Raw genomic sequence first — 19,053 nt, 5'->3', positions numbered from 1 at the left:
GCCGGGCGCGACGGGTGGTCCGCCGCACCCCCGCGGGGGGAGGCCCGCCGCGGGGCAGCAGGATCGGGCCATGGGACAGAGCCGCTCGCCCCTCGACGTCGCCGACCTCGAACGCCTCGCGGCGCGGGGCTGGCGCGCGCCGGAGGAGGCCGCGCTGGGCGAGTGGCTGCTCCGCGCCGCCGGGGGGTTCACCGGCCGGGCCAACTCCGCCCTGGTCGTGGGCGACCCCGGGCTGCCCCTGCCCGACGCCGTGGCCGCCGTCGCCGCCTGGTACGCAGAGCGGGGCCTCCCCGCGGTCGCGATGCTGCCCGGCCGCCAGTCCCGGGCCGCCGACGCCGCGTTCGCCGACGCCGGCTGGGACCGGGACGAGGACGTGCTGGTGCTGACCGCGGCGCTGTCGGTCCCCCCGGCGGACGGCGTCCCCGTCGACCTCTCCCCCACGCCCGACGACGCCTGGCTGGCCGGCTACCGGCACCGCGGCCGGCCGCTGCCGCCGTCGGCCCCCGCGGTCCTCACCAACGCCGAGGACGTCGTCTTCGCCTCGGTCCGGCTCGACCCCGCGCCGGCACCGCTGGCCGCCGTCGCGCGCGGGGTGCTCACCGACGGGTGGCTGGGGGTCTCCGCGGTCACCGTCGAGGAGGAGCACCGCCGACGCGGCCTGGCCACCGCGGTCATGGCCGCCCTGCAGCGCTGGGCCGCCGGGCGCGGCGCCCAGTGGGTGTACCTCCAGGTCTCGGCGGACAACGCGCCCGCCCGGGCTCTCTACCGGAAGGCCGGCTTCATCGAGCACCACCGCTACCACTACCGCTCCGCGGCCGGCTGACCGGCGCGGCGAGCACCCGCCCCACGGCGAAGGCGGCGGCGACCACGCCCAGCAGCAGGAACGCGAGGTTGACGAAGCCGGAGAACCCGCCGCCGGTGATCAGCAGGTCGCCCTCGGGGCGCCGGATGCTGGCCGCGACGGCGACGGTGAGCCAGACCAGCGCCGGCAGCGCCGCGAGGACCCGGGACCCGGTGAGCCGGGCGGCCAGCGGCACGAGCAGCAGGTTGCCCGCGACGGCGGCGGCGACCGACACGGGCACCAGCACCCCGGCCACCCGAAGCGGCAGCCAGAACACCTCGACCAGCGCCAGCCACCCGGCGAGCACCGCGACCAGCAGCGCGCTCCCGGTGCGGCGGATCATCCGGGGAGACCGGCGAACAGGTCGTCCTCCCAGCCGTCGGGTCCGACCGGGCCGCGCTCCCCGCGGACCAGCCGGTAGTACTCGGTGCCCAGGACCTCCTGGCCGAGGTTGTTCGACAGCGCGAAGAACGGGCCGTCGACGGTGATCTGGGTGGCGTGCGCGCGCATCGCGGCGTCCTTGCGGTCGGCGTACGCCTTGCCGTCCACGGCCGCGGCGACCAGCTCGTCGGGGACGGCGAACGGGATCTCGTCGACCTCCCCGAGCGAGTCGAACGGGGACGCCTCGCCCAGCGCCCGCATCGCCTCGATGCCCTGGCGCAGCACCGAGCGCGGCATGCAGCACCAGTAGACCTTGGCGACCTCCCACGCGGGGCCGAGGTCGGGGCGGAAGCCGGGGTCGGCGGCGGCCTCCACCGCGCGCATGGCGACGCGGTGGGCCTGGATGTGGTCGGGGTGGCCGTAGCCGCCGTTCTCGTCGTAGGTCACCACGACCTGCGGCCGCACCTCCCGGACGACGGCGACCGCGTGCCCGACCGCCTCGTCGAGGTCGGCCCGCCAGAAGGCGCGGGGCTTGTCGTTCGCCGGCGTCCCCATCATCCCGGAGTCCCGGTAGCGCCCCGGGCCGCCGAGGAAGCGCCAGTCGGTCACCCCGAGGGCCGCCATCGCCGCGCCGAGCTCGCCGATCCGGTACCCGCCGAGCTGGTCGGCGTGGTCGGGGGCCAGCAGCTCGAGCTCGGGGACGAGCACCTCGCCCTCCTCGCCCAGGGTGCAGGTCAGCAGCGTGACCGCGGCCCCCTCGGCGACGTAGCGGGCCATCGTGGCGCCGTTGTTGATCGTCTCGTCGTCGGGGTGGGCGTGCACGAGCAGCAGGCGTCGGTCAGCGGTCACGGTCGGCCATTCTCCCCGGGTCCAGACGAGCCGCGATCATGGCCCCGGGACCACCCCGGGAGTGGTTCCGGCGCCGTGATCGTCGGGTACTGCTACTCCGCGTCGACGGGGACGACCATGCGGGCCTCGGCGAAGTGGCACGCCGACGGGTGGCCCTGGCCGCGGTCGACCAGCGCCGGGGCCTCCTCCGCGCAGATGTCCTGGGCCTTCCAGCAGCGGGTGCGAAACCGGCAGCCCGAGGGCGGGTTGGCCGGGCTGGGGACGTCGCCCTGCAGCAGGATCCGGTCCTTCTGCCCGCGCAGGGCCGGCTCGTGCAGCGGCACCGACGACAGCAGCGCCTGCGTGTAAGGGTGCGACGGCGAGGTGTAGACCTGCTCGTCGGTGCCCTCCTCGACGATGCTGCCGAGGTACATCACCGCGACCCGGTCGGAGATGTGCCGCACCACCGACAGGTCGTGCGCGATGAACAGGTAGGACAGGCCGAAGTCGTCCTGCAGGTCCTCGAGCAGGTTGACCACCTGCGCCTGCACCGAGACGTCGAGGGCCGACACCGGCTCGTCGCAGACGATGATCTCCGGCTGCAGTGCGAGGGCCCGCGCGATGCCGATGCGCTGCCGCTGGCCGCCGGAGAACTGGTGCGGGTAGCGGTTGACGTAGTCGGGGTTGAGCCCGACCCGGTCGAGCAGCTCCTGGGTGCGCTGCAGCCGGCCCTTGCGCGGGGCGACGTCGGAGTGCACGGCCCAGCCCTCGGCGACGATGTCCCCGACGGTCATCCGCGGGTTCAGCGACGCGTACGGGTCCTGGAAGATGATCTGGACCTCGCGGCGGTAGTCCTTGAGCGCCCGGCCGCCGAGCTTCGCGACGTCCTTGCCCTTGTAGAGGATCGACCCGGCGGTCGGCTTCTCCAGCGCGACCAGCAGCTTCGACACCGTCGACTTGCCGCAGCCGGACTCCCCCACCAGGCCGACGGTCTCGCCGCGGCGCATGGTCAGGTTGACGCCGTCGACGGCGCGGACGTGACCGATGGTCCGCTTGAAGACCACGCCCTGGGTGAGCGGGAAGTGCTTCTTCAGGTCGCGGATCTCCAGCAGCGTCTCGCCGACGGCGCCGCGCCGGCCCGCGGGCGCGGCGGCCGTGCTCCCGGAGCCGTCGTCAGGCACCGCGCTCCGGTGCGCTCCTCGCTCGTTGCTCGCTGCGGTGCTCCCGGAGCTGGCGTCAGGCACCGAGGACCTCCTCGCTGTAGTGGCAGGCCGCCTCGCGGCCCGGGACGACCAGGCGCAGCGGCGGGACGTCGGTGGCGCACTCCCGGCCGGGGGCCGCGTCGGCACCCAGCCGGCGGCGCGAGCACCGCGGGTGGAACGGGCAGCCGCTCGGGATCGCGGCGAGGTTCGGCGGCTGGCCGGCGATCGGCAGCAGCCGCCCGCCCTTGGCCTCCACCTGCGGCACCGAGCTCATCAGCCCGTCGGTGTACGGGTGCGCCGGGTCGGAGAAGACGTCGTCCACGGTGCCCCGCTCGACGATCCGCCCGGCGTACATGACCGCGACGTTGTCGGCGACCTCGTTGACCACGCCCAGGTCGTGGGTGATGAGGATCAGCCCCATCCCGGTCTCCCGCTGCAGGTCCTTGAGCAGGTCCATGACCTGCGCCTGCACGGTGACGTCGAGGGCGGTCGTGGGCTCGTCGGCGATGAGCACCCGGGGGTCGAGGGCGATCGCCATGGCGATCATGACCCGCTGGCGCATACCGCCGGAGAACTGGTGCGGGTAGTCGTTCACCCGGGAGGCGGCCGCCGGGATGCGCACGCGGTCCATCAGCTCGACGGCGCGCTTCTTGGCGTCCTTCTTCGACATCCCGCGGTGGGCGCGGAACATCTCGCCGATCTGGTAGCCCACGCTGTACACGGGGTTCAGCGACGACAGCGCGTCCTGGAAGATCATCGAGATCCCCGGGCCGCGCACCTTCCGCTGCTCCTCGGGGGACTGCTCGAGCAGGTCCTTGCCGTCGAACCAGATCCCGCCGCCGGTGATCACCGCGGGCGGGGTGTCGAGGATGCCCATGATCGCCTGCGCGGAGACCGACTTGCCGGACCCGGACTCGCCGAGGATGGCCAGCGTCTCCCCCGCCGCCAGGCTGTAGCTGACGCCGTTGACGGCGTTGACCACGCCGGACCGGGTGCGGAACTCGACGTGCAGGTCGTCGACCTCGAGCACCGGGGCCCCCGCCCCGGGCGCCGGGGCGGTCGCGTCGGACAGGTCGGAGTGGGTCATGCGCGCTGCCTAGGGTCCAGGGCGTCGCGCAGGGCGTCGCCCATCATGATGAAGGCCATCACGGTCAGGGTCAGGACGATGCTGGGGAACAGCACCAGGTGCGGGGCGCTGCGGATGGAGTCCTGGCCGGTCGCGATCTGCAGCCCCCAGGAGATCGCCGGCCGCTGTAGCCCGACGCCGAGGAAGGTCAGTGTCGCCTCGGCGGCGATGAGCACCCCGATGGTGATGGTCGTGTAGACGAGCACCGGGGCGACCGCGTTCGGGAGGATGTGCCGGACCAGGATCCGGCTGTTCGACGCCCCCATGGCCCGGGCCGCGGCGACGTAGTCGGAGCTCTTCACCGCGATGACCTGCGAGCGCACCAGCCGCATGGCCGTCATCCAGCCGAACAGCGCCAGGGCCAGCGCGACCGCGCCGGGACCCCGGCTGTTGATGATCGGGATGCTCGTCTCGGGGCCCACGCGCAACAGCACCAGCGCGCCGAGGATGAGCGGCAGCGCGTAGAAGATGTCGGCGATCCGCGACAGCACCCCGTCGGTCAACCCGCCGAAGTAGCCGGCGATGGCCCCGACGATGACGCCGAGCACCAGGACGACGAGGACGGCGAACACGCCGATGATCAGCGAGTTGCGGGCTCCGTAGACGACGTTGGCCAGGTAGTCGCAGCCCTGCACGTCGTAGCCGAACCAGTGGTCGGCCGAGGGCAGCGCCTTGGAGTTGGCCAGGTCGCAGGCGCGGGGGTCGACGCCGCGGGCGAACAGCTGCGGCACGATCGCCATGAGGACGAAGACCAGGCACAGCACGGCGCCGATCCAGAACAGCGGGTTGCGCTTGAGCTCGCCCCAGGCGTCGCTCCACAGGCTGTTCTGCCGCGACTCGGTGACGTCGACCGACGGCGCGGCCAGCCCGGTGGTGGTGCCGGCCTCGACCTCGTCGTGCCGCAGGTCCATCTGCTGCTGATCAGTCATAGCGGATCCTCGGGTCGAGGACGGCGTAGAGCACGTCGACCACCAGGTTGAAGAAGATGAAGAAGAAGACCATCAACGTCACGATGCCGACGACGACCGCGCCCTCCTGGGAGCGCACGGAGTCGAAGACCTCGCGCCCGATGCCGGGCAGGTTGAAGACCGTCTCGGTGACGATCGCGCCGCCGAGCAGCGTGCCGATGTCGGCGCCGATGAAGGTGACCACCGGGATGAGGCTGTTCCGGAGCGTGTGCCGGACGATCACCGTCCGGTTGGGCAGGCCCTTGGCCTTCGCCGTCCGGACGTAGTCGGCGCGCAGGTTCTCCGCGACGCTGGTGCGGGTCAGCCGGGCCACGTAGGCCAGCGAGCCGGAGGCGAGCACCAGGCCCGGGAGGATGTAGCTGTAGAGGCCCTCGCGGGTGCCGGCGATGGGGAACCAGCCGAGCTTGAGGCCGAACAGCAGCTGGGCGATGAAGGCCAGCACCAGGATGGGGATCGAGACCACCAGCGTGGTGGACACCAGCACCAGGTTGTCGAAGAAGCTGTTGCGGCGGATGCCGGCGAGCACGCCGGCGACGAGGCCGATGACCGCCTCGAAGACCACGGCGACGACGGCGAGCTTGACGGTGACCGGCAGGGTCCGCTCGATCGTGTCGAGGACCGGCCGACCGCGGAAGTCCGTGCCCAGGTCGCCCTGGAAGAGGCCCTTGAGGTACTCCCAGTACTGCACCCACAGCGGGTCGTTGAGGTGGAACCGCTCACGGAGGACCTCGACGACCGCGGGTGAGACGGGGCGGTCCCCGGCGAGGGCCCGGATGGGGTCGCCCGGGAGGGCGTACACCATCCCGAAGATCAGGAAGGACGCGCCGAGCAGTACCGGGATGGTGAGCAGCAGGCGGCGCGCGACGTAGCGGCCCATGTTCCCCCTCGCGTTGTCGTGCCAGCGCGGGATCGGCCGGTGGCACGGGGTCCATCGTGCCCCGGTACGGGGCACGTGCGCCGCCGGGGGCGACCGTCCTGCTCGGACGGGCGCCCCCGGCGGGTGGTGCGGTCCTGCTCGGGTGTCAGCCGGTGACGGTGACCTCCGACCACACCGGCCGCTGGAACAGGTCGATCCGGACGTTGTCCACGTTCTCGGTGTGCACCGTCTGGATCTTGGTGAAGAACATCGGGATGTTCGGCATGTCCTCGGCGATGAGGTCCTCGGCCTGCTGGTAGGCGGCGATGGCCTCGTCCTCACTGGCCGCCGAGTCGCCCTGGGCGATCAGGGCGTCGACCTGCGGGTTGGAGTAGAAGCTGTAGTTCGAGCCGATGGGCGGGAACGACGACGGCGAGAACAGCGGGGTCAGGTAGCTCTCCGCGGCCGGGTAGTCGAAGCTCCAGCCGTACCGGAAGGGACCGGTGAAGCCCTTCTGCTCACCCAGCGGCAGGTACTGGGCGAAGTCCAGGTTCCCCTGCAGCTGGAAGTCCACGCCGAGGTTCTGCCGCAGCTGGTTGCCCACCGCCTCCATCCACGCGTCGTGGCCGGCGCCGGCGTTGAACCACAGGTTGACCGGCTGGCTGCGGTCGAACCCGGCCTCGTCGAGGAGCTGGTTGGCCCGGTCGACGTCGAAGGTGCAGTAGGCGCAGGCGCCCTCGCGGTAGCCGTCGACGACCGGCGGGACGAACGAGTCCGCCGGGGACCGGGTGCCGGAGAAGATGGCGTCGGAGATGGCCTGCCGGTCCACGGCCATCGAGATGGCCTGGCGGACCCGCTTGTCGGCGAAGCGCGGGTCGTAGGTCGGCATGCCGAGGTAGGTGATCTGCGAGACCTCGGTCTCGATGAACCCGTCCCCGAACGCGTCCCGGGCCGACTCGATGACATCCGGCGGGATGACGTCGACGATGTCGACGTTGCCGTCCTGCGCGTCGGTGTAGGCGGTGGCCGAGTCCGCGTAGACGACGAACTCCATGCCGTCGGCCTGGGCCTTGTCGTCACCGGCGTAGTCGTCGTACCGGGTCAGGGTGATGCCCTGGCCGGGGACGTACTCGCTGTCGGCCTGGAACGGGCCGTTGCCGATCGGGCGGGTGCCGAAGGCCTCCGGGTCCTCGAAGAAGGCGTCCGGCAGCGGGTCGAACGAGTTGTAGCCGACGACCGCCGGGAAGAGCCGGAACGGTGCGCTCAGCGCCACGGTGAAGGTGCGGTCGTCGACGACCGACAGCCCGCTCAGCTGCTGCGCGGCACCGTCCTGGAGCTCCTGGAACCCGGCGATGCGGGACAGGTAGGAGCCGCCGTCCTGCGCGTTGGCGGGGTTGGCGGTGTAGTTCCAGGCGTCGACGAAGGACTGCGCGTCGACCGGCGTCCCGTCGTGGAACGTCCAGCCGTCCTTGAGCGTGATCGTCCAGTTCTGGTTGTCGTCGGACTCGATCGACTCCGCGACGCCGTTGTACTCGACCTCACCCTCGGCGGAGTACGTGACCAGGCCGGTCCAGAGCGCGGCGATGACCTTGGCGCCCTCGCTCTCGGTGGTGTTGCCCGGCACGAGGGGGCTCTTGGGCTCACCGATGTAGGCGGTGAACGTGCCTCCGCCCGCGCCGCCATCGCCGGATCCGCCACTGTCGTCGCTGCCGCCACAGGCGGACAGGACCATCGCGCCGGTCAGACCGACGGCGATGAGCGCAGCAGAGCGCTTGCTCAACTTCACGTGCAATGCCTCCCTCGTCCCGCTGCGCGGGGGGAACGGACTGGTTCTCCAGCAGCCAGCGCCTCAGGCCGGCCGCCGGGGGTAGTGCTGACAGGTACCGAGAGTCTGGCCGGTACGTCGCCGGACCCTAGGCGGGCCCCGCGAAGAGCGTCCACGACCGTCATCGACTTGTGACCTCTGCTCAGGATCTCACAGGGTGGAATCTCACTTGCAGAGACCAACCCCCTCTCCACCCACAGGAGTTGCGGCCGAGGACCGCCGCCGCCGCAAGACTTACGCCGCGCAGGCGCCCGGGTGTCGGGATCGCCCGGTCGGGGTAACACCCCCACTCGACCGAGGAGAGGAGACCGACATGAGCGGCATGGACAAGATGAAGAACAAGGCCGAGGAGTTGTCCGGCAAGGGCAAGGAGGCCGTCGGCAACGCGACCGGCGACCGGGACCTCCAGGCCGAGGGCCAGGCCGACCAGGCATCGGGCAACCTCAAGCAGGCCGGCGAGAAGGTCAAGGACGTCTTCAAGTAGCAGGAGGACCCCGCGGCCCCCCACGCCTCGCAGGCTCGGCGCGGGTCCCTGCAGCGGGGCCGTTCCGGCACGTCACCAGGGCGCCGTTCCTCACCGGGACGGCGCCCGCGGCGTGTCAGAGGCGGGCGAGGAGGGCGCGGACGGCGGGCAGCAGCGGGCGGTCGGCCGGGATCCAGTCCAGCCCCTCGAGCTCGCCGGCGGTCAGCCAGCGCAGCTCCGCGTGCTCGTGCGCGGTGAGCTCCTGCCCCTCGGCGATCCGGCCCCACCACACCCGCAGGGTCGACGCCCCCGGCAGCCCCCCGGCCACCACGCCGTCGAGGACGACCTCGCCGAGGAACGCCTGGGGGACGACGGCCACCCCGAGCTCCTCGGCGATCTCGCGCACCAGCGCCGCGAGGTCGTCCTCCCCCGGCTCCACCTTGCCCCCCGGGAACTCCCAGAAGCCGTCGTAGGGCCCGCCGGAGCGCTGGGCCACCAGGACCCGGTCGCCCTCGACCAGCGCGGCCCCGACCACCTGGACGACGTCGAGCGCCCGCCGGGCCGCCGCGGCCGCGTAGGCGTCGAGGTGCGCCTGCATCGCGCGCAGCACCCGCCGCCGCAGCAGCCGGTCGAGCACCCAGCCCAGCGGCCCCGGCAGCGTGGTCGCCCAGTCGACCTGCTCGTCGACGCGCGTTCCCGCGCCGGTCGCGGTGAACCGCCGCGAGTGGGTCAGCCAGCGCCATCCCCGGCCGGGGGCCGCGGCGTACACGTCCCGCAGCGGCCGGACCGAGACGACCTCCTCCAGCGGCTCGCGCCACGGGCGGCCCAGGGAGCGGGCGACGTCGAACGCCACGGTCAGCGGCGCCTCCACCAAGGTGGTGAATCGCAGCTGGGACACGGGTCAACACTGGCAGACAGGGCAGGATGGCCCTCGTGCGCATCACCGCCCGGGTGGACTACGCCGTCCGCGCCGCCGTCGAACTGGCTGCGGCGGCGCCTGGCGCCCTCACCTGCGACCGCATCGCCACCGCGCAGGACATCCCCGGCCGCTTCCTCCAGTCCATCCTCGGCGACCTGCAGCACGCCCGGCTGGTGACCAGCCAGCGGGGCCGGGAGGGCGGCTACCGGCTCGCGCTGCCGCCGGAGGAGATCTCCATCGCGCGGGTCATGCGGGTCGAGCAGGGGTTCCTCGCCGAGGTGCACGGTCAGCGGCCGGAGGACGTCGAGTACCCGGGCCACGCCGCGCCGCTGGCGTCGGTGTGGGTTGCGGCGCGCGAGGCCTACCGGCGGGTGCTGGAGGAGGTCACCCTCGCCGACGTGGTCGCCGGCAAGCTGCCCGGGCCGGTCGCCGAGCTGGCCGCGCTGGAGGAGGCGTGGCGGTCCTTCGCCCAGGACCGCCCCGAGTGAGCCCGGGTCCACGGCCCTCCCGGCAGCTGGGTGAGACTGACGGCATGGCAGGCACGCAGCAGCGCGGCGTCACCGTGTTCCTCACGGGGCTGTCCGGCGCGGGGAAGTCCACCATCGCCGACGCGCTCGTCGCCGACCTGGAGGCCGAGGGCCGACCGGTGACCGTCCTGGACGGCGACGTCGTCCGCACGCACCTGTCCAGCGAGCTGTCCTTCTCGCGCGAGCACCGGGACCTCAACATCCGGCGGATCGGCTTCGTCGCCGGCGAGGTCGTCAAGCACGGCGGGACGGTCGTCGTCGCGGCCATCGCCCCGTACGAGGCGGCCCGCGAGGAGGCCCGTGCGCTCGTCGAGGAGCACGGCCGGTTCGTGCTCGTCCACCTCGCCACGCCGCTGGAGGTGTGCGAGGGCCGCGACGTGAAGGGCCTGTACGCGCGCGCCCGGGCCGGGGAGATCCCGGGCTTCACCGGGATCGACGACCCGTACGAGCCGCCGGTGCGCGCCGAGGTCGTCATCGACACCTCGGTGACCCCGCTGGCGGAGTCCGTGGCCCGCATCCGTGCCGCCCTCGACGAGACAGCCGCGACTGTCTCCTGAGTCACACTCCTCCGGTCCCGCCGGGTGTGGGACCATGGAGTGCGTGACCGATCGCCGCCTCCTGCTCGTGGCGCGCCGTCACATCGATCTGGCGCTGGTCAGCAGCGCGGTCTGTCGCCTCGCGCGCTGACCCCGGCTCCCCGCGCAGCGATCGGCTGCGCCCCCGATCTGGCAGCGCCCACCCCCCGTCCCGGTCCCGGCGCCCGGACGGACGGCGCAGAAGGAAGTGCCCTCGTGACCACCCCCCGCACCAGCAACCGCCCGCAGCGTGGCCAGGGCCAGTGGGCACTGGGCTACCGCGAGCCGCTCAACCCCAACGAGCGGATGAAGAAGGACTCCGACGGCCTCGAGGTCCGTCAGCGCATCCTCGACATCTACGCGCACACCGGCTTCGGGGGCATCGACCCGAGCGACCTGCGCGGCCGCATGCGCTGGATGGGCCTCTACACCCAGCGGGCGCAGGGCATCCCCGGCGGCAAGACTGCCGTGCTGGAGCCCGAGGAGCTCGAGGACTCCTACTTCATGATGCGGGTGCGCACCGACGGCGGATCGCTGACCAGCGCGCAGCTGCGCACCATCGGGGGCATCAGCACCGAGTTCGGCCGCGACGTCGCCGACGTCACCGACCGGCAGAACATCCAGTACCACTGGATCCGCATCGAGGACGTGCCCGAGATCTGGCGCCGGCTCGAGGCGGTCGGCCTGACCACCACCGAGGCGTGCGGCGACACCCCGCGCGGGATGCTCAACTGCCCGCTGGCCGGCGTCCTCGAGGACGAGGTCATCGACGCGAGCGACGTCATGGCGCAGACCGTCGCCAAGTACGTCGGCAGCCCCGAGTTCAGCAACCTGCCGCGCAAGTGGAAGACGTCGATGTCCGGCTGCGTCGACCACTGCACCGAGCCGGAGATCGACGACGTCTCCTTCGTCGGCGTCCGCAACGAGGCCGGCGAGGCCGGCTACGACCTGTGGGTCGGCGGCGGCCTGTCCACCAACCCCATGTTCGCCCAGCGGGTCGGCGTCTTCGTCCGGCCCGACCAGGTGACCGAGGTGTGGGCCGCGTGCACCTCGATCTTCCGCGACTACGGCTACCGCCGGCAGCGCAACCGCGCGCGGATCAAGTTCCTCATGGCCGACTGGGGCCCGGAGAAGTTCCGTCAGGTGCTGGAGGAGGAGTACCTCCACCAGCCCCTGCCCGACGGCCCGGCGGCCGCGGCCCCGAAGCACGCCACGCGCGACCACGTCGGCGTCGCCCGGCAGAAGAACGGCCTCAACGCCGTCGGGTTCGCGCTGCGCACCGGCCGGATCAGCGGCAGCCTGCTGACCCGCATCGCCGAGCTCGCCGACGAGCACGGGCAGGGGCGGACCCGGACGACGACGCAGCAGAAGATGGTCATCCTCGACGTGCCCGACGAGCGCGTGGAGGCCCTCGTCGCGGCGCTGGCCGAGCACGACCTGCTGGTGCGGCCGAGCGCATTCCGCCGCGGCACCATGGCCTGCACCGGCCTGGAGTTCTGCAAGCTCGCGATCGTCGAGACCAAGCAGCACGCCCAGGACCTGTACGCGGAGCTGGAGAAGCGGCTGCCGGACTTCGACGAGCCGATCGGCATCAACGTCAACGGCTGCCCGAACAGCTGCGCCCGGTTCCAGACCGCCGACATCGGGTTCAAGGGCTCGATGGTGCGCGACGACTCCGGCGAGATGGTGGAGGGCTTCCAGGTGCACCTGGGCGGCCACCTCGGCGTCGGAGCCTCCTTCGGCCGCAAGTTCCGCGGCCACAAGGTGACCAAGGCCGAGACCGCCGACTACTGCGAGCGCGTGCTGCGCGGCTACCTCGAGCGGCGGGAGGACGGCGAGACCTTCGCCGCCTACGTCGCCCGTGCAGAAGAGGCCTGGCTGCTCTGAGATGGAGGAGCAACCGCGGGAGGGAAGGACACGGGACCTGCCCGTGTTCTTCTGCCCGTACTGCGGGGACGAGGAACTGACCCCGCACGGGGACGGGAGCGAGTGGCACTGCGCCGCCTGCCTCCGGACCTTCACCGTCCGCCTCACCGGGACAGGAGTGCACCACCCATGACGACCGCCGTCCGGCCCACGCCGGAGCTCGCCGCCGAGGCCGACGCCCGCTTCGAGGGCATCGCCGACCCGGTCGAGCAGGCGCTCGCCGTGCTGCGCTGGGCCGGGGAGACCTTCGGCGACGACTTCGCCGTCACGTCGTCCATGGCCGACGGGCTGCTGGCCCACCTGGCGAGCCGGGCCGCCCCCGGGGTGCACGTGGTCTTCCTCGACACCGGCTACCACTTCGCCGAGACGATCGGCACCCGGGACTGGATCAGCGCCGTCCTGCCGATCACGCTGGTCAACGTCACGCCGCCGCAGACGGTCGCCGAGCAGGACGCCGCGCACGGACCGCGGCTGCACGAGCGCGACCCCGATCTGTGCTGCTCGCTGCGCAAGGTCGCCCCGCTGGCCCGGGTGCTGGCCGGGTACACCGCGTGGGGCTCGGGCGTGCGCCGGGACGAGGCGGCCACCCGCGCGGACACCAAGGTGGTCGACTGGGACGCCAAGCGCGGCATGGTGAAGGTCAACCCCCTCGCCGCCTGGACCCAGGACGACGTGGACGCCTACATCGCCGAGCACCAGGTGCCGGTCAACCCGCTGCAGGAGATCGGCTACGCCTCGATCGGCTGCGCGCCCTGCACCCGTCCGGTGGCCCCGGGAGAGGACCCGCGCGCCGGTCGCTGGGCCGGCCGGAACAAGACGGAGTGCGGCCTGCACCTCTGACGAAGGACCTCGTTCCACCCCGCGCCACGCTCCGCGCGCCGCGGGACCCTGGAACGAGGCCGTTCCAGCACGGCAGGATGACCGGCGTGCCCCGACCGCCGCGCCTGTCCCCCGACGAGCTCACCGCCGCGCTCCCCGCACTGCCGCTCTGGAGCGGGGACGGCGAGGGCATCCGGCGCAGCGTCGAACTGCCCGGCTTCCCGGACGCCGTCACCGCGGTCGTGCGCATCGGCTTCGTGGCCGAGCAGATGGACCACCACCCGGACGTCGACCTGCGCTGGCGCACCCTGCACCTGACGCTGGCCACCCACTCCGTCGGCGGGGTGACCGAGCTCGACCTCGAGCTGGCCCGCCGGATCGACGCGCTCTACCCCGGCTGAGGGCCCACTCCCCCGCGAGGCGTCAGCGGATGCCGACCTCCGCCCACTGCAGGTTGTGGTCCGACCCCTGGTAGGCGCGGTCGAAGCGGCCGTCGACGAGCACCAGCTGGTTGCTGTACTTCCACGCGCCCGGCGAGTTCTTGATCATGATGTAGTCGATGCGCGGCGCCGGGTACTGGTAGACGTAGGGCCGGGTCGGGTAGCCGCGGATGCCCAGGTTGTCGACCTGCCGGGTGATGTTGGCGGTGCTCACCCGCGGGTTGGCCCGGCTGGGCGCCGCCGAGGTGTCGTAGTAGCCGCGGGCGCGCAGCTGCTGCTCCGGCCCGGTGGGGACCTCGGCGAAGCTGGAGTTGAGGTCGCCCATGAGCAGCACCGGCCGGCCGCCCGCCAGCCCGGTCAGGTAGCGGTCGATGGCCACGGCCTCCCGGTTCCGCAGGGCGGCGTAGCTGGTCGTCCCCGCGTCGGCCGGCAGGTGCACCGCGGCGGCGTAGAAGGTCGCGCCGGTCGCCTTGACCCGGAACCGGGCCCAGGAGAAGTACCGGTCGGTCAGGCCGGACGGCCACGCGATGTCCAGCTCGTCCCGCGGCGAGACGAACCCGCCGGCCTCCCGCGCCACGACGTCGGGGTCGTAGAACAGGTGCGCGCCGACGGTGGTGTTCTGCGCGCCGTTGCGGGTCGCGCTGGTCACGCTGTTGGCGATGGCGTAACCGCCGTTGGCGGGCTTGGCCAGCAGGTCGCGCAGGTCCTCCCACTGCCGGAGACCGTTGCCCAGCCCGGCGTCGGCCGTGGTGGCCTCGAGGGCCGCGACGACGGAGGCACGCGAGTAGGCGATCTCCGCCGCGACCCGGCCGCGCCGGTCCTTCCAGGTGTAGCCCCGCAGCGACGCGCTGGCCGCCACGCTGTGGACGTTCAGCGACGCCACCCGGAGCCGCGCCCCGGTCGGGGTCGTGGTGCCCGCGTAGGCGTACGTGCCGGCCGGCGAGAGCCGGTAGGAGGCGGCCTCGTTCTTGACGGTCGGCATCGCGGTCCCGGCCGTCATCGAGTTGTAGACGGCGACCTTCACGAAGATCGGGTTCCCGGAGCCGGTGCCGAGCTCTTCGCGCAGGGCCGTGGGCACGGTGACCACGACCGACGTGGTGGTCGCGGGGTACCAGCCCGTGTGGAACGGCATCCGCGTCAGGCTGCCCTCCGCCCCGGCCAGCACGCCGACCTTCGTCGCCCGGCCCTGACCGGTCCAGCTGACCCGGATGGCGTGGGCGCCCGCCGGGACCGCGGTGACCTTGAGCTCGGCGGGGTAGCCGTCGTCCGGCACCGCCGACAGCACCCGGCTCACGGCCTTGGCCGTCCCGGCGCGCGCGACGACGCGCGTGTAGTACCTGGTGCCGTTGCGCAGGTTCTTCACGAACAACGACGAGCGGGTCCCGGCGTCGAGCGTGACCGGCCGGCTGAACGACGAGCTGGTGCTGTACTGGACCTGGTACCCGGTGGCGCCGGTGACCTTGCCCCAGGCCACGGTCAGCGAGCGGTCCCCGTAGGCCAGCTTGATCGACGGGGCCGCCATCGCCGCCGCCGCGGGGGGCGCGGTCGCCAGGGTGGCCGCACCGCCCACGACGAGCAGCACCAGCACCAGGCCGAGCCGGACCGCGACCTGTCGCAACCGGGTCATGACACTCCCTCACCGCACGAGACTCGTTCTCGGGTCTCGTCGGCACGCGAGGGCGCCGACTGGAGCGCCGGCGGGCACACTCACCCGTTGGTGGGCACCGCCGCCCCCCGGATGCGTCCGAGGAGACGCCGGGAGCGGGATCGGCGCGCGGCGGGGTCAGGCGCTGCCGCCGTCCTCACCCCTCCCCGGTCCGGGGAGGGGCCGGGGGCCGCGCCGCACCGGCAGGGCGGCGGCCACCAGCAGGACGCCCCACAGGAAGAACCACGGGTCCCAGAGCGCGACGTGCCAGCGCAGCGGGGAGGGATCGGATGGCAGCGGGCCGAACACGCCGGCCAGCGCGAGCCCGCCGACGAGCACCAGGACGCCGCCGTAGAGCGCGAGCAGGGCGCCGCCGAGCAGCGCGGTCCCGCGCAGCAGCCGTCCGGGCAGCCGCCGGCCCCACGGCCGGACGAGCGCCAGCGCCAGGGCACCGCCGGCCAGCTTGAGCACGACGGTGAGCGCCCCGACGGCGACCGCGGCCGCGCTCCGTTCCCGGGCCAGCTCCTCCACGCCGCCGCCGACCGTGGCCAGCAGCGCGGTGCCACCGGCGGTCCAGTAGGCGCTGACCAGTGCCGAGGTCGCGGCCAGCAGCGCCGCGCCGTGGGCGGCCACCGCGCGCCCCCGGACCACGACGGTCAGGCCTGGACGGGGAGCACGAGCAGCCGCAGCAGCCGGTCGGCCTCGGCGGCCGGGTCCTCGGTCAGCCCGGTGTGCACCGGCCCCGGCTGGACGACGGTGCTGCGCGGCGCGGTCAGCCAGCGGAACCGCGACCCCAGCGCCTCGCGGCCGGCCGCGCCGGACGCGGGGTCGGCCGCGCAGACGTCGGCGGCAGCCTGCAGCGCCCCGCGGATCGCATCGGCGTCGGCGGTGGGGTCCAGCGCGCGCAGCCGGTCGACGTCGAGGTGCACCCGCGACCCCAGGTAGTCGCGCTGCCGGCAGTAGACCAGCACCCCGGCGTTGAGCGACTCGCCCCGCTCCACGCGCGGGACCACCCGCAGCACCGCGTACTCGAAGGTCTCCCGGCTCATCGCTGGGTGACCCCCTCCGGCGGCGGCGGACCCAGCCAGGACGGCCGGTTCTCCCCGCGCGGCGTCCGGCGGCGGGACCCGCCCGCGGCCGCGGTGGCCACCAGCGGCGGCAGCCAGGCGTCCCGGGCGGCCAGCCGCGCCAGCAGCTGGTCGGCGTAGCGGGCGCGGACGGCGTCCGGGCCCTCCTCCGGCGTCGGCCCCTCCAGCCACTCGTCGGGCACCTGCCGCAGCACCGCCTCGAGCACCGGCCGGGTGACCCGCGGCGCGAGGGCGGCGTCGGCGTCGGCCACCTGCGGCTCGCACTCGACCAGCGCGTGCTGTCCCGCGTCGTAGGGCCGGGCGACCGCGGCCGCGGCACCGGGCCAGTGGTGGTGGAAGGTGAGCGCGGCGCCGTGGTCGATCAGCTGCAGCCGGCCGTGCCAGAAGAGCATGTTGGGGTTGCGCCAGGAGCGGTCGACGTTGCCCACGAGTGCGTCGAACCACAGCACCCGGCCGGCCAGCTCCGGCTCCACCGAGGCGACGCCGGCCTCGAAGTCCAGCGCGCCCGGCAGGTAGTCCAGGCCGAGGTTGGTCCCGGCCGAGCGCTGGAGCAGCTCCTGCACCTCCGGGTCGGGCTCCCCCACGGCCAGCTCGGGGGCGACGTCCACGGTGACCAGCGCCGGCACCGGCAGCGACAGCGCGCGGGCCAGCTCGCCGCACACCACCTCGGCGACCAGGACCTTCACGCCCTGCCCGGCGGCCCGCCACTTGACCACGTAGGTGCCGAGGTCGTCGGCCTCCATGAGCCCGGGCAGCGAGCCACCCTCGCGCAGCGGGGTGACGTAGCGGGTGGCGGTGACGGCGGGCAGCACAGTGAGCCCAACCTACGGGATTCCGCCGGGACGTCCCGGCGCCGGACGCCGGCCGGCGCCGCGAGGCAGAGGACGGCGGTCAGCAGCACCAGCCCGATCGGTGCCGCGGCGCTCAGGGCCTCGGTCGGCAGCGCCCCGACCTGCCGCAGCACCAGCCCCGCGTCCCCGCGGACGGCGGCCGCCATGACGCCGGTGCTGAGCCCGGCGGCGGTCGGCAGCAGCGCCGAGGCGGCCGCCGTCACCACGAGCCCCCTACCCCGCCGGCGCGCCCGGCTCACCCCTCTGGCGAGGACCAGTTCGGCCCGGCCGGCCTCCTCCCCGCCGGGCAGGCGCAGCACGGAGGCGACCGCGTCGGCGGGGGAGCCGGAGACCACGCCGAACAGCAGCAGCGCTGCGGCCCGGCCGGTGACCGTCGCCCGGTGGAGGCGCGCGGGCAGCCCGGTCGCGCCGGAGAGCCGTGCGGAGGCGGTCGCCGGGCCCTGGCACGGCAGACTGACCGGGTGACCGACGGCGAGCTCCGTTGATGGCCCTCCTCCGCGCCGCCGACCCGGCCGCGTACGCCACCACCCCGCTGACCTATCCCGAGGTCGGCGCGACACGGCACGCCGACCTGCCGGCGGGGTACGACCACGTGGAGCGCTCGGTGGTCGTCGGCTCGGGCCCCGACGTCTTCGAGCGGGCCGTCGCCGCGGTGTTCGACTGGCGGGCGCAGCGCGGCGTGGGCCTGCGGGTGCGGGCCACCGGACCGGCGTCCCAGCCCGGCACCGTCGTCGTCCTGACCGCCGGCCTGCCGCGGCTGGGCTACGACATCCCCTGCCGGGTGGTCTGGGCGCAGACCACCGGGGACGAGCGGGGCTTCGCCTACGGGACGCTGCCCGGTCACCCGGAGAGCGGCGAGGAGGCGTTCGTCGTCCGCCGGACGCCCGGCGGGGAGGTGGTGTTCGGCCTGCGGGTGTTCGCCCGGCTGGCCTCTCCGCTCGCGCGCCTGGGCGGCCCGGTCAGCACGGTCGTGCAGCGGCTGGCCACGGCCCGGTACCTGTCGGCGATCCGCGCGGCCGCCCGGGGCTAGACGTCGCGGCGCTCGAGCAGCACCGCGCCGATCGCCCAGGCGCCCACCGCCCACGCCCCGCAGACCACCAGCCCGACCGGCCAGCTCGTCGGGACGGCGAGGAACGGGTCCTCCCCCACCCGCAGCGCCGGGAGAGCCTGCGAGGCACGGGAGGCGACCGCACCGCCGGCCAGCGCGAGGATCGGCGGGAGCATGAAGACCAGCGCGACTCCGAGCCCGACCCCGCCGGCGGTCGAGCGCAGCACCGCACCCAGGCCCACCGCCAGCACCGTCACCAGCGCCGCCGAGGCGACCTGCAGCCCGAGCGCGCGCAGCACCGCGGGGTCGGTGAGCGGCACGCCGCCGGGGACGGCGGTGAGCGTGCGGGCGGCCAGCCAGCAGGAGACCGCGAGCACGGCGCTGAGCAGGACCACCCACGCCGTGACGACGACGGTCTTGGCGGCCAGCAGCCGGGTGCGCCGCGGCACCGCGGTGAGCGAGACCAGCGCCGACCCGGTCGCGAACTCCGCCGAGACCGCCAGCACGCCGAGCACGACGAGCACCAGCTGGCCGAACCCGAAGCCGGTGAGCGCCACGCCCACCGCGAGGTCGGCGCGCACCGACGACGCCGTGCTCGCCGCCGCGAGCCAGCCGAAGGCCGCCACGACGAGCAGGTAGACCACCGTGCACCACCACGTGGAGCGGACCGAGCGCAGCTTCGTCCACTCGCTGCGCAGCACCGCCCGCACCGGCACGCCCCGCCT

At 73.8% G+C, this 19,053-nt stretch carries 21 protein-coding genes; 8 read left to right on the top strand and 13 right to left on the bottom strand.

Translation table 11 applies throughout. From position 1 onward, the window contains the following. Positions 1-70 precede the first annotated feature (70 nt). On the top strand, positions 71-823 hold the full coding sequence (locus ACI79D_RS12925) for a GNAT family N-acetyltransferase (RefSeq protein WP_456918822.1): 753 nt from the start codon (positions 71-73) through the stop codon (positions 821-823). Here the strand turns inward: ACI79D_RS12925 and ACI79D_RS12920 are convergent. The 7 genes from ACI79D_RS12920 to ACI79D_RS12890 all read right to left on the bottom strand — a co-directional run bounded on the left by ACI79D_RS12920 (position 780) and on the right by ACI79D_RS12890 (position 7,988). Beyond that, positions 780-1,184: a hypothetical protein gene (locus tag ACI79D_RS12920; RefSeq protein WP_456918821.1), complete on the bottom strand. Its 405-nt coding sequence runs from the start codon at positions 1,182-1,184 to the stop codon at positions 780-782. The two genes, ACI79D_RS12925 and ACI79D_RS12920, sit on opposite strands and share 44 nt — an antisense overlap. After that, positions 1,181-2,071, bottom strand: a complete 891-nt coding sequence (gene mshB / locus ACI79D_RS12915; RefSeq protein ID WP_456918820.1) for an N-acetyl-1-D-myo-inositol-2-amino-2-deoxy-alpha-D-glucopyranoside deacetylase — start codon at positions 2,069-2,071, stop codon at positions 1,181-1,183. Before mshB ends, ACI79D_RS12920 begins: the two co-directional genes overlap by 4 nt. A gap of 92 nt (positions 2,072-2,163) precedes the next feature. After that, positions 2,164-3,231 carry an ABC transporter ATP-binding protein gene (locus ACI79D_RS12910; RefSeq protein WP_456918819.1) on the bottom strand — a complete coding sequence of 356 codons (1,068 nt, stop codon included), beginning with the start codon at positions 3,229-3,231 and terminating at the stop codon, positions 2,164-2,166. 55 nt (positions 3,232-3,286) lie between these two features. Next, positions 3,287-4,339: an ABC transporter ATP-binding protein gene (locus ACI79D_RS12905; RefSeq protein ID WP_456918818.1), complete on the bottom strand. Its 1,053-nt coding sequence runs from the start codon at positions 4,337-4,339 to the stop codon at positions 3,287-3,289. Then, complete coding sequence (locus tag ACI79D_RS12900) at positions 4,336-5,307, bottom strand: ABC transporter permease (protein ID WP_456918817.1); 972 nt, start codon at positions 5,305-5,307, stop codon at positions 4,336-4,338. The genes ACI79D_RS12905 and ACI79D_RS12900 overlap by 4 nt, the downstream gene beginning before the upstream one ends. Then, positions 5,300-6,223: an ABC transporter permease gene (locus tag ACI79D_RS12895; RefSeq protein WP_456918816.1), complete on the bottom strand. Its 924-nt coding sequence runs from the start codon at positions 6,221-6,223 to the stop codon at positions 5,300-5,302. The genes ACI79D_RS12900 and ACI79D_RS12895 overlap by 8 nt, the downstream gene beginning before the upstream one ends. Before the next feature lie 145 nt (positions 6,224-6,368). After that, entirely contained in the window at positions 6,369-7,988 is a 1,620-nt protein-coding gene (locus ACI79D_RS12890) for a peptide ABC transporter substrate-binding protein (RefSeq protein WP_456918815.1), read from the bottom strand. 352 nt (positions 7,989-8,340) lie between these two features. On the opposite strand from ACI79D_RS12890, the gene ACI79D_RS12885 reads away from it, so the two are divergent. Beyond that, a complete protein-coding gene (locus tag ACI79D_RS12885) occupies positions 8,341-8,511 on the top strand; it encodes a CsbD family protein (protein WP_456918814.1) in 171 nt (56 codons plus the stop codon). Positions 8,512-8,626: 115 nt separating this feature from the next. On the opposite strand, the gene ACI79D_RS12880 is transcribed toward ACI79D_RS12885, so the two are convergent. Further along, a complete protein-coding gene (locus ACI79D_RS12880) occupies positions 8,627-9,388 on the bottom strand; it encodes a (deoxy)nucleoside triphosphate pyrophosphohydrolase (RefSeq protein ID WP_456918813.1) in 762 nt (253 codons plus the stop codon). A gap of 26 nt (positions 9,389-9,414) precedes the next feature. Here ACI79D_RS12880 and ACI79D_RS12875 point away from each other — a divergent pair, with 26 nt between their 5' ends. The 5 genes from ACI79D_RS12875 (at position 9,415) to ACI79D_RS12855 (ending at position 13,657) form a co-directional block, all read left to right on the top strand. Beyond that, positions 9,415-9,897 carry an RrF2 family transcriptional regulator gene (locus ACI79D_RS12875; protein WP_456918812.1) on the top strand — a complete coding sequence of 161 codons (483 nt, stop codon included), beginning with the start codon at positions 9,415-9,417 and terminating at the stop codon, positions 9,895-9,897. A gap of 44 nt (positions 9,898-9,941) precedes the next feature. Then, on the top strand, positions 9,942-10,493 hold the full coding sequence (gene cysC / locus ACI79D_RS12870; RefSeq protein ID WP_456918811.1) for an adenylyl-sulfate kinase: 552 nt from the start codon (positions 9,942-9,944) through the stop codon (positions 10,491-10,493). Positions 10,494-10,727: 234 nt separating this feature from the next. Then, positions 10,728-12,398 (top strand): nitrite/sulfite reductase, encoded by a 1,671-nt coding sequence (locus ACI79D_RS12865; RefSeq protein ID WP_456918810.1) that lies wholly within the window; start codon positions 10,728-10,730, stop codon positions 12,396-12,398. Between the two features lie 168 nt (positions 12,399-12,566). Further along, positions 12,567-13,277, top strand: a complete 711-nt coding sequence (locus tag ACI79D_RS12860) for a phosphoadenylyl-sulfate reductase (protein ID WP_456918809.1) — start codon at positions 12,567-12,569, stop codon at positions 13,275-13,277. Positions 13,278-13,354: 77 nt separating this feature from the next. Then, entirely contained in the window at positions 13,355-13,657 is a 303-nt protein-coding gene (locus tag ACI79D_RS12855) for a 4a-hydroxytetrahydrobiopterin dehydratase (protein ID WP_456918808.1), read from the top strand. A gap of 22 nt (positions 13,658-13,679) precedes the next feature. Here ACI79D_RS12855 and ACI79D_RS12850 read toward each other — a convergent pair whose 3' ends face one another. From ACI79D_RS12850 to ACI79D_RS12835, 4 genes are all read right to left on the bottom strand, one after another. Next, positions 13,680-15,323, bottom strand: coding sequence for an endonuclease/exonuclease/phosphatase family protein (locus ACI79D_RS12850; protein ID WP_456918807.1), 1,644 nt, complete (start codon positions 15,321-15,323; stop codon positions 13,680-13,682). Positions 15,324-15,479: 156 nt separating this feature from the next. Then, positions 15,480-15,992 (bottom strand): DUF3995 domain-containing protein, encoded by a 513-nt coding sequence (locus ACI79D_RS12845; RefSeq protein WP_456918806.1) that lies wholly within the window; start codon positions 15,990-15,992, stop codon positions 15,480-15,482. Between the two features lie 5 nt (positions 15,993-15,997). Beyond that, a complete protein-coding gene (locus ACI79D_RS12840; RefSeq protein ID WP_456918805.1) occupies positions 15,998-16,390 on the bottom strand; it encodes a DUF3037 domain-containing protein in 393 nt (130 codons plus the stop codon). After that, positions 16,387-17,241, bottom strand: a complete 855-nt coding sequence (locus ACI79D_RS12835) for a HipA family kinase (RefSeq protein ID WP_456918804.1) — start codon at positions 17,239-17,241, stop codon at positions 16,387-16,389. The genes ACI79D_RS12840 and ACI79D_RS12835 overlap by 4 nt, the downstream gene beginning before the upstream one ends. A gap of 523 nt (positions 17,242-17,764) precedes the next feature. On the opposite strand from ACI79D_RS12835, the gene ACI79D_RS12830 reads away from it, so the two are divergent. Continuing rightward, a complete protein-coding gene (locus ACI79D_RS12830; RefSeq protein WP_456918803.1) occupies positions 17,765-18,310 on the top strand; it encodes a DUF1990 family protein in 546 nt (181 codons plus the stop codon). On the opposite strand, the gene ACI79D_RS12825 is transcribed toward ACI79D_RS12830, so the two are convergent. Beyond that, positions 18,307-19,044 carry an ABC transporter permease gene (locus tag ACI79D_RS12825; protein WP_456918802.1) on the bottom strand — a complete coding sequence of 246 codons (738 nt, stop codon included), beginning with the start codon at positions 19,042-19,044 and terminating at the stop codon, positions 18,307-18,309. The genes ACI79D_RS12830 and ACI79D_RS12825 overlap by 4 nt on opposite strands. Positions 19,045-19,053 lie beyond the last annotated feature (9 nt).

The organism is Geodermatophilus sp. SYSU D00708 (assembly GCF_054050115.1).
This window is presented reverse-complemented; position numbering and strand designations above follow the sequence as displayed.

Coding starts and splice junctions, on each gene's coding strand:
- ACI79D_RS12895 (WP_456918816.1), bottom strand. CDS start 6,223: ATGGGCCGCTACGTCGCGCGCCGCCTGCTGCTCACCATCCCGGTACTG.
- ACI79D_RS12920 (WP_456918821.1), bottom strand. CDS start 1,184: ATGATCCGCCGCACCGGGAGCGCGCTGCTGGTCGCGGTGCTCGCCGGG.
- ACI79D_RS12830 (WP_456918803.1), top strand. CDS start 17,765: ATGGCCCTCCTCCGCGCCGCCGACCCGGCCGCGTACGCCACCACCCCG.
- ACI79D_RS12885 (WP_456918814.1), top strand. CDS start 8,341: ATGAGCGGCATGGACAAGATGAAGAACAAGGCCGAGGAGTTGTCCGGC.
- ACI79D_RS12860 (WP_456918809.1), top strand. CDS start 12,567: ATGACGACCGCCGTCCGGCCCACGCCGGAGCTCGCCGCCGAGGCCGAC.
- ACI79D_RS12875 (WP_456918812.1), top strand. CDS start 9,415: ATGGCCCTCGTGCGCATCACCGCCCGGGTGGACTACGCCGTCCGCGCC.
- ACI79D_RS12840 (WP_456918805.1), bottom strand. CDS start 16,390: ATGAGCCGGGAGACCTTCGAGTACGCGGTGCTGCGGGTGGTCCCGCGC.
- ACI79D_RS12850 (WP_456918807.1), bottom strand. CDS start 15,323: ATGACCCGGTTGCGACAGGTCGCGGTCCGGCTCGGCCTGGTGCTGGTG.
- cysC (WP_456918811.1), top strand. CDS start 9,942: ATGGCAGGCACGCAGCAGCGCGGCGTCACCGTGTTCCTCACGGGGCTG.
- ACI79D_RS12855 (WP_456918808.1), top strand. CDS start 13,355: ATGACCGGCGTGCCCCGACCGCCGCGCCTGTCCCCCGACGAGCTCACC.
- ACI79D_RS12900 (WP_456918817.1), bottom strand. CDS start 5,307: ATGACTGATCAGCAGCAGATGGACCTGCGGCACGACGAGGTCGAGGCC.
- ACI79D_RS12905 (WP_456918818.1), bottom strand. CDS start 4,339: ATGACCCACTCCGACCTGTCCGACGCGACCGCCCCGGCGCCCGGGGCG.
- ACI79D_RS12925 (WP_456918822.1), top strand. CDS start 71: ATGGGACAGAGCCGCTCGCCCCTCGACGTCGCCGACCTCGAACGCCTC.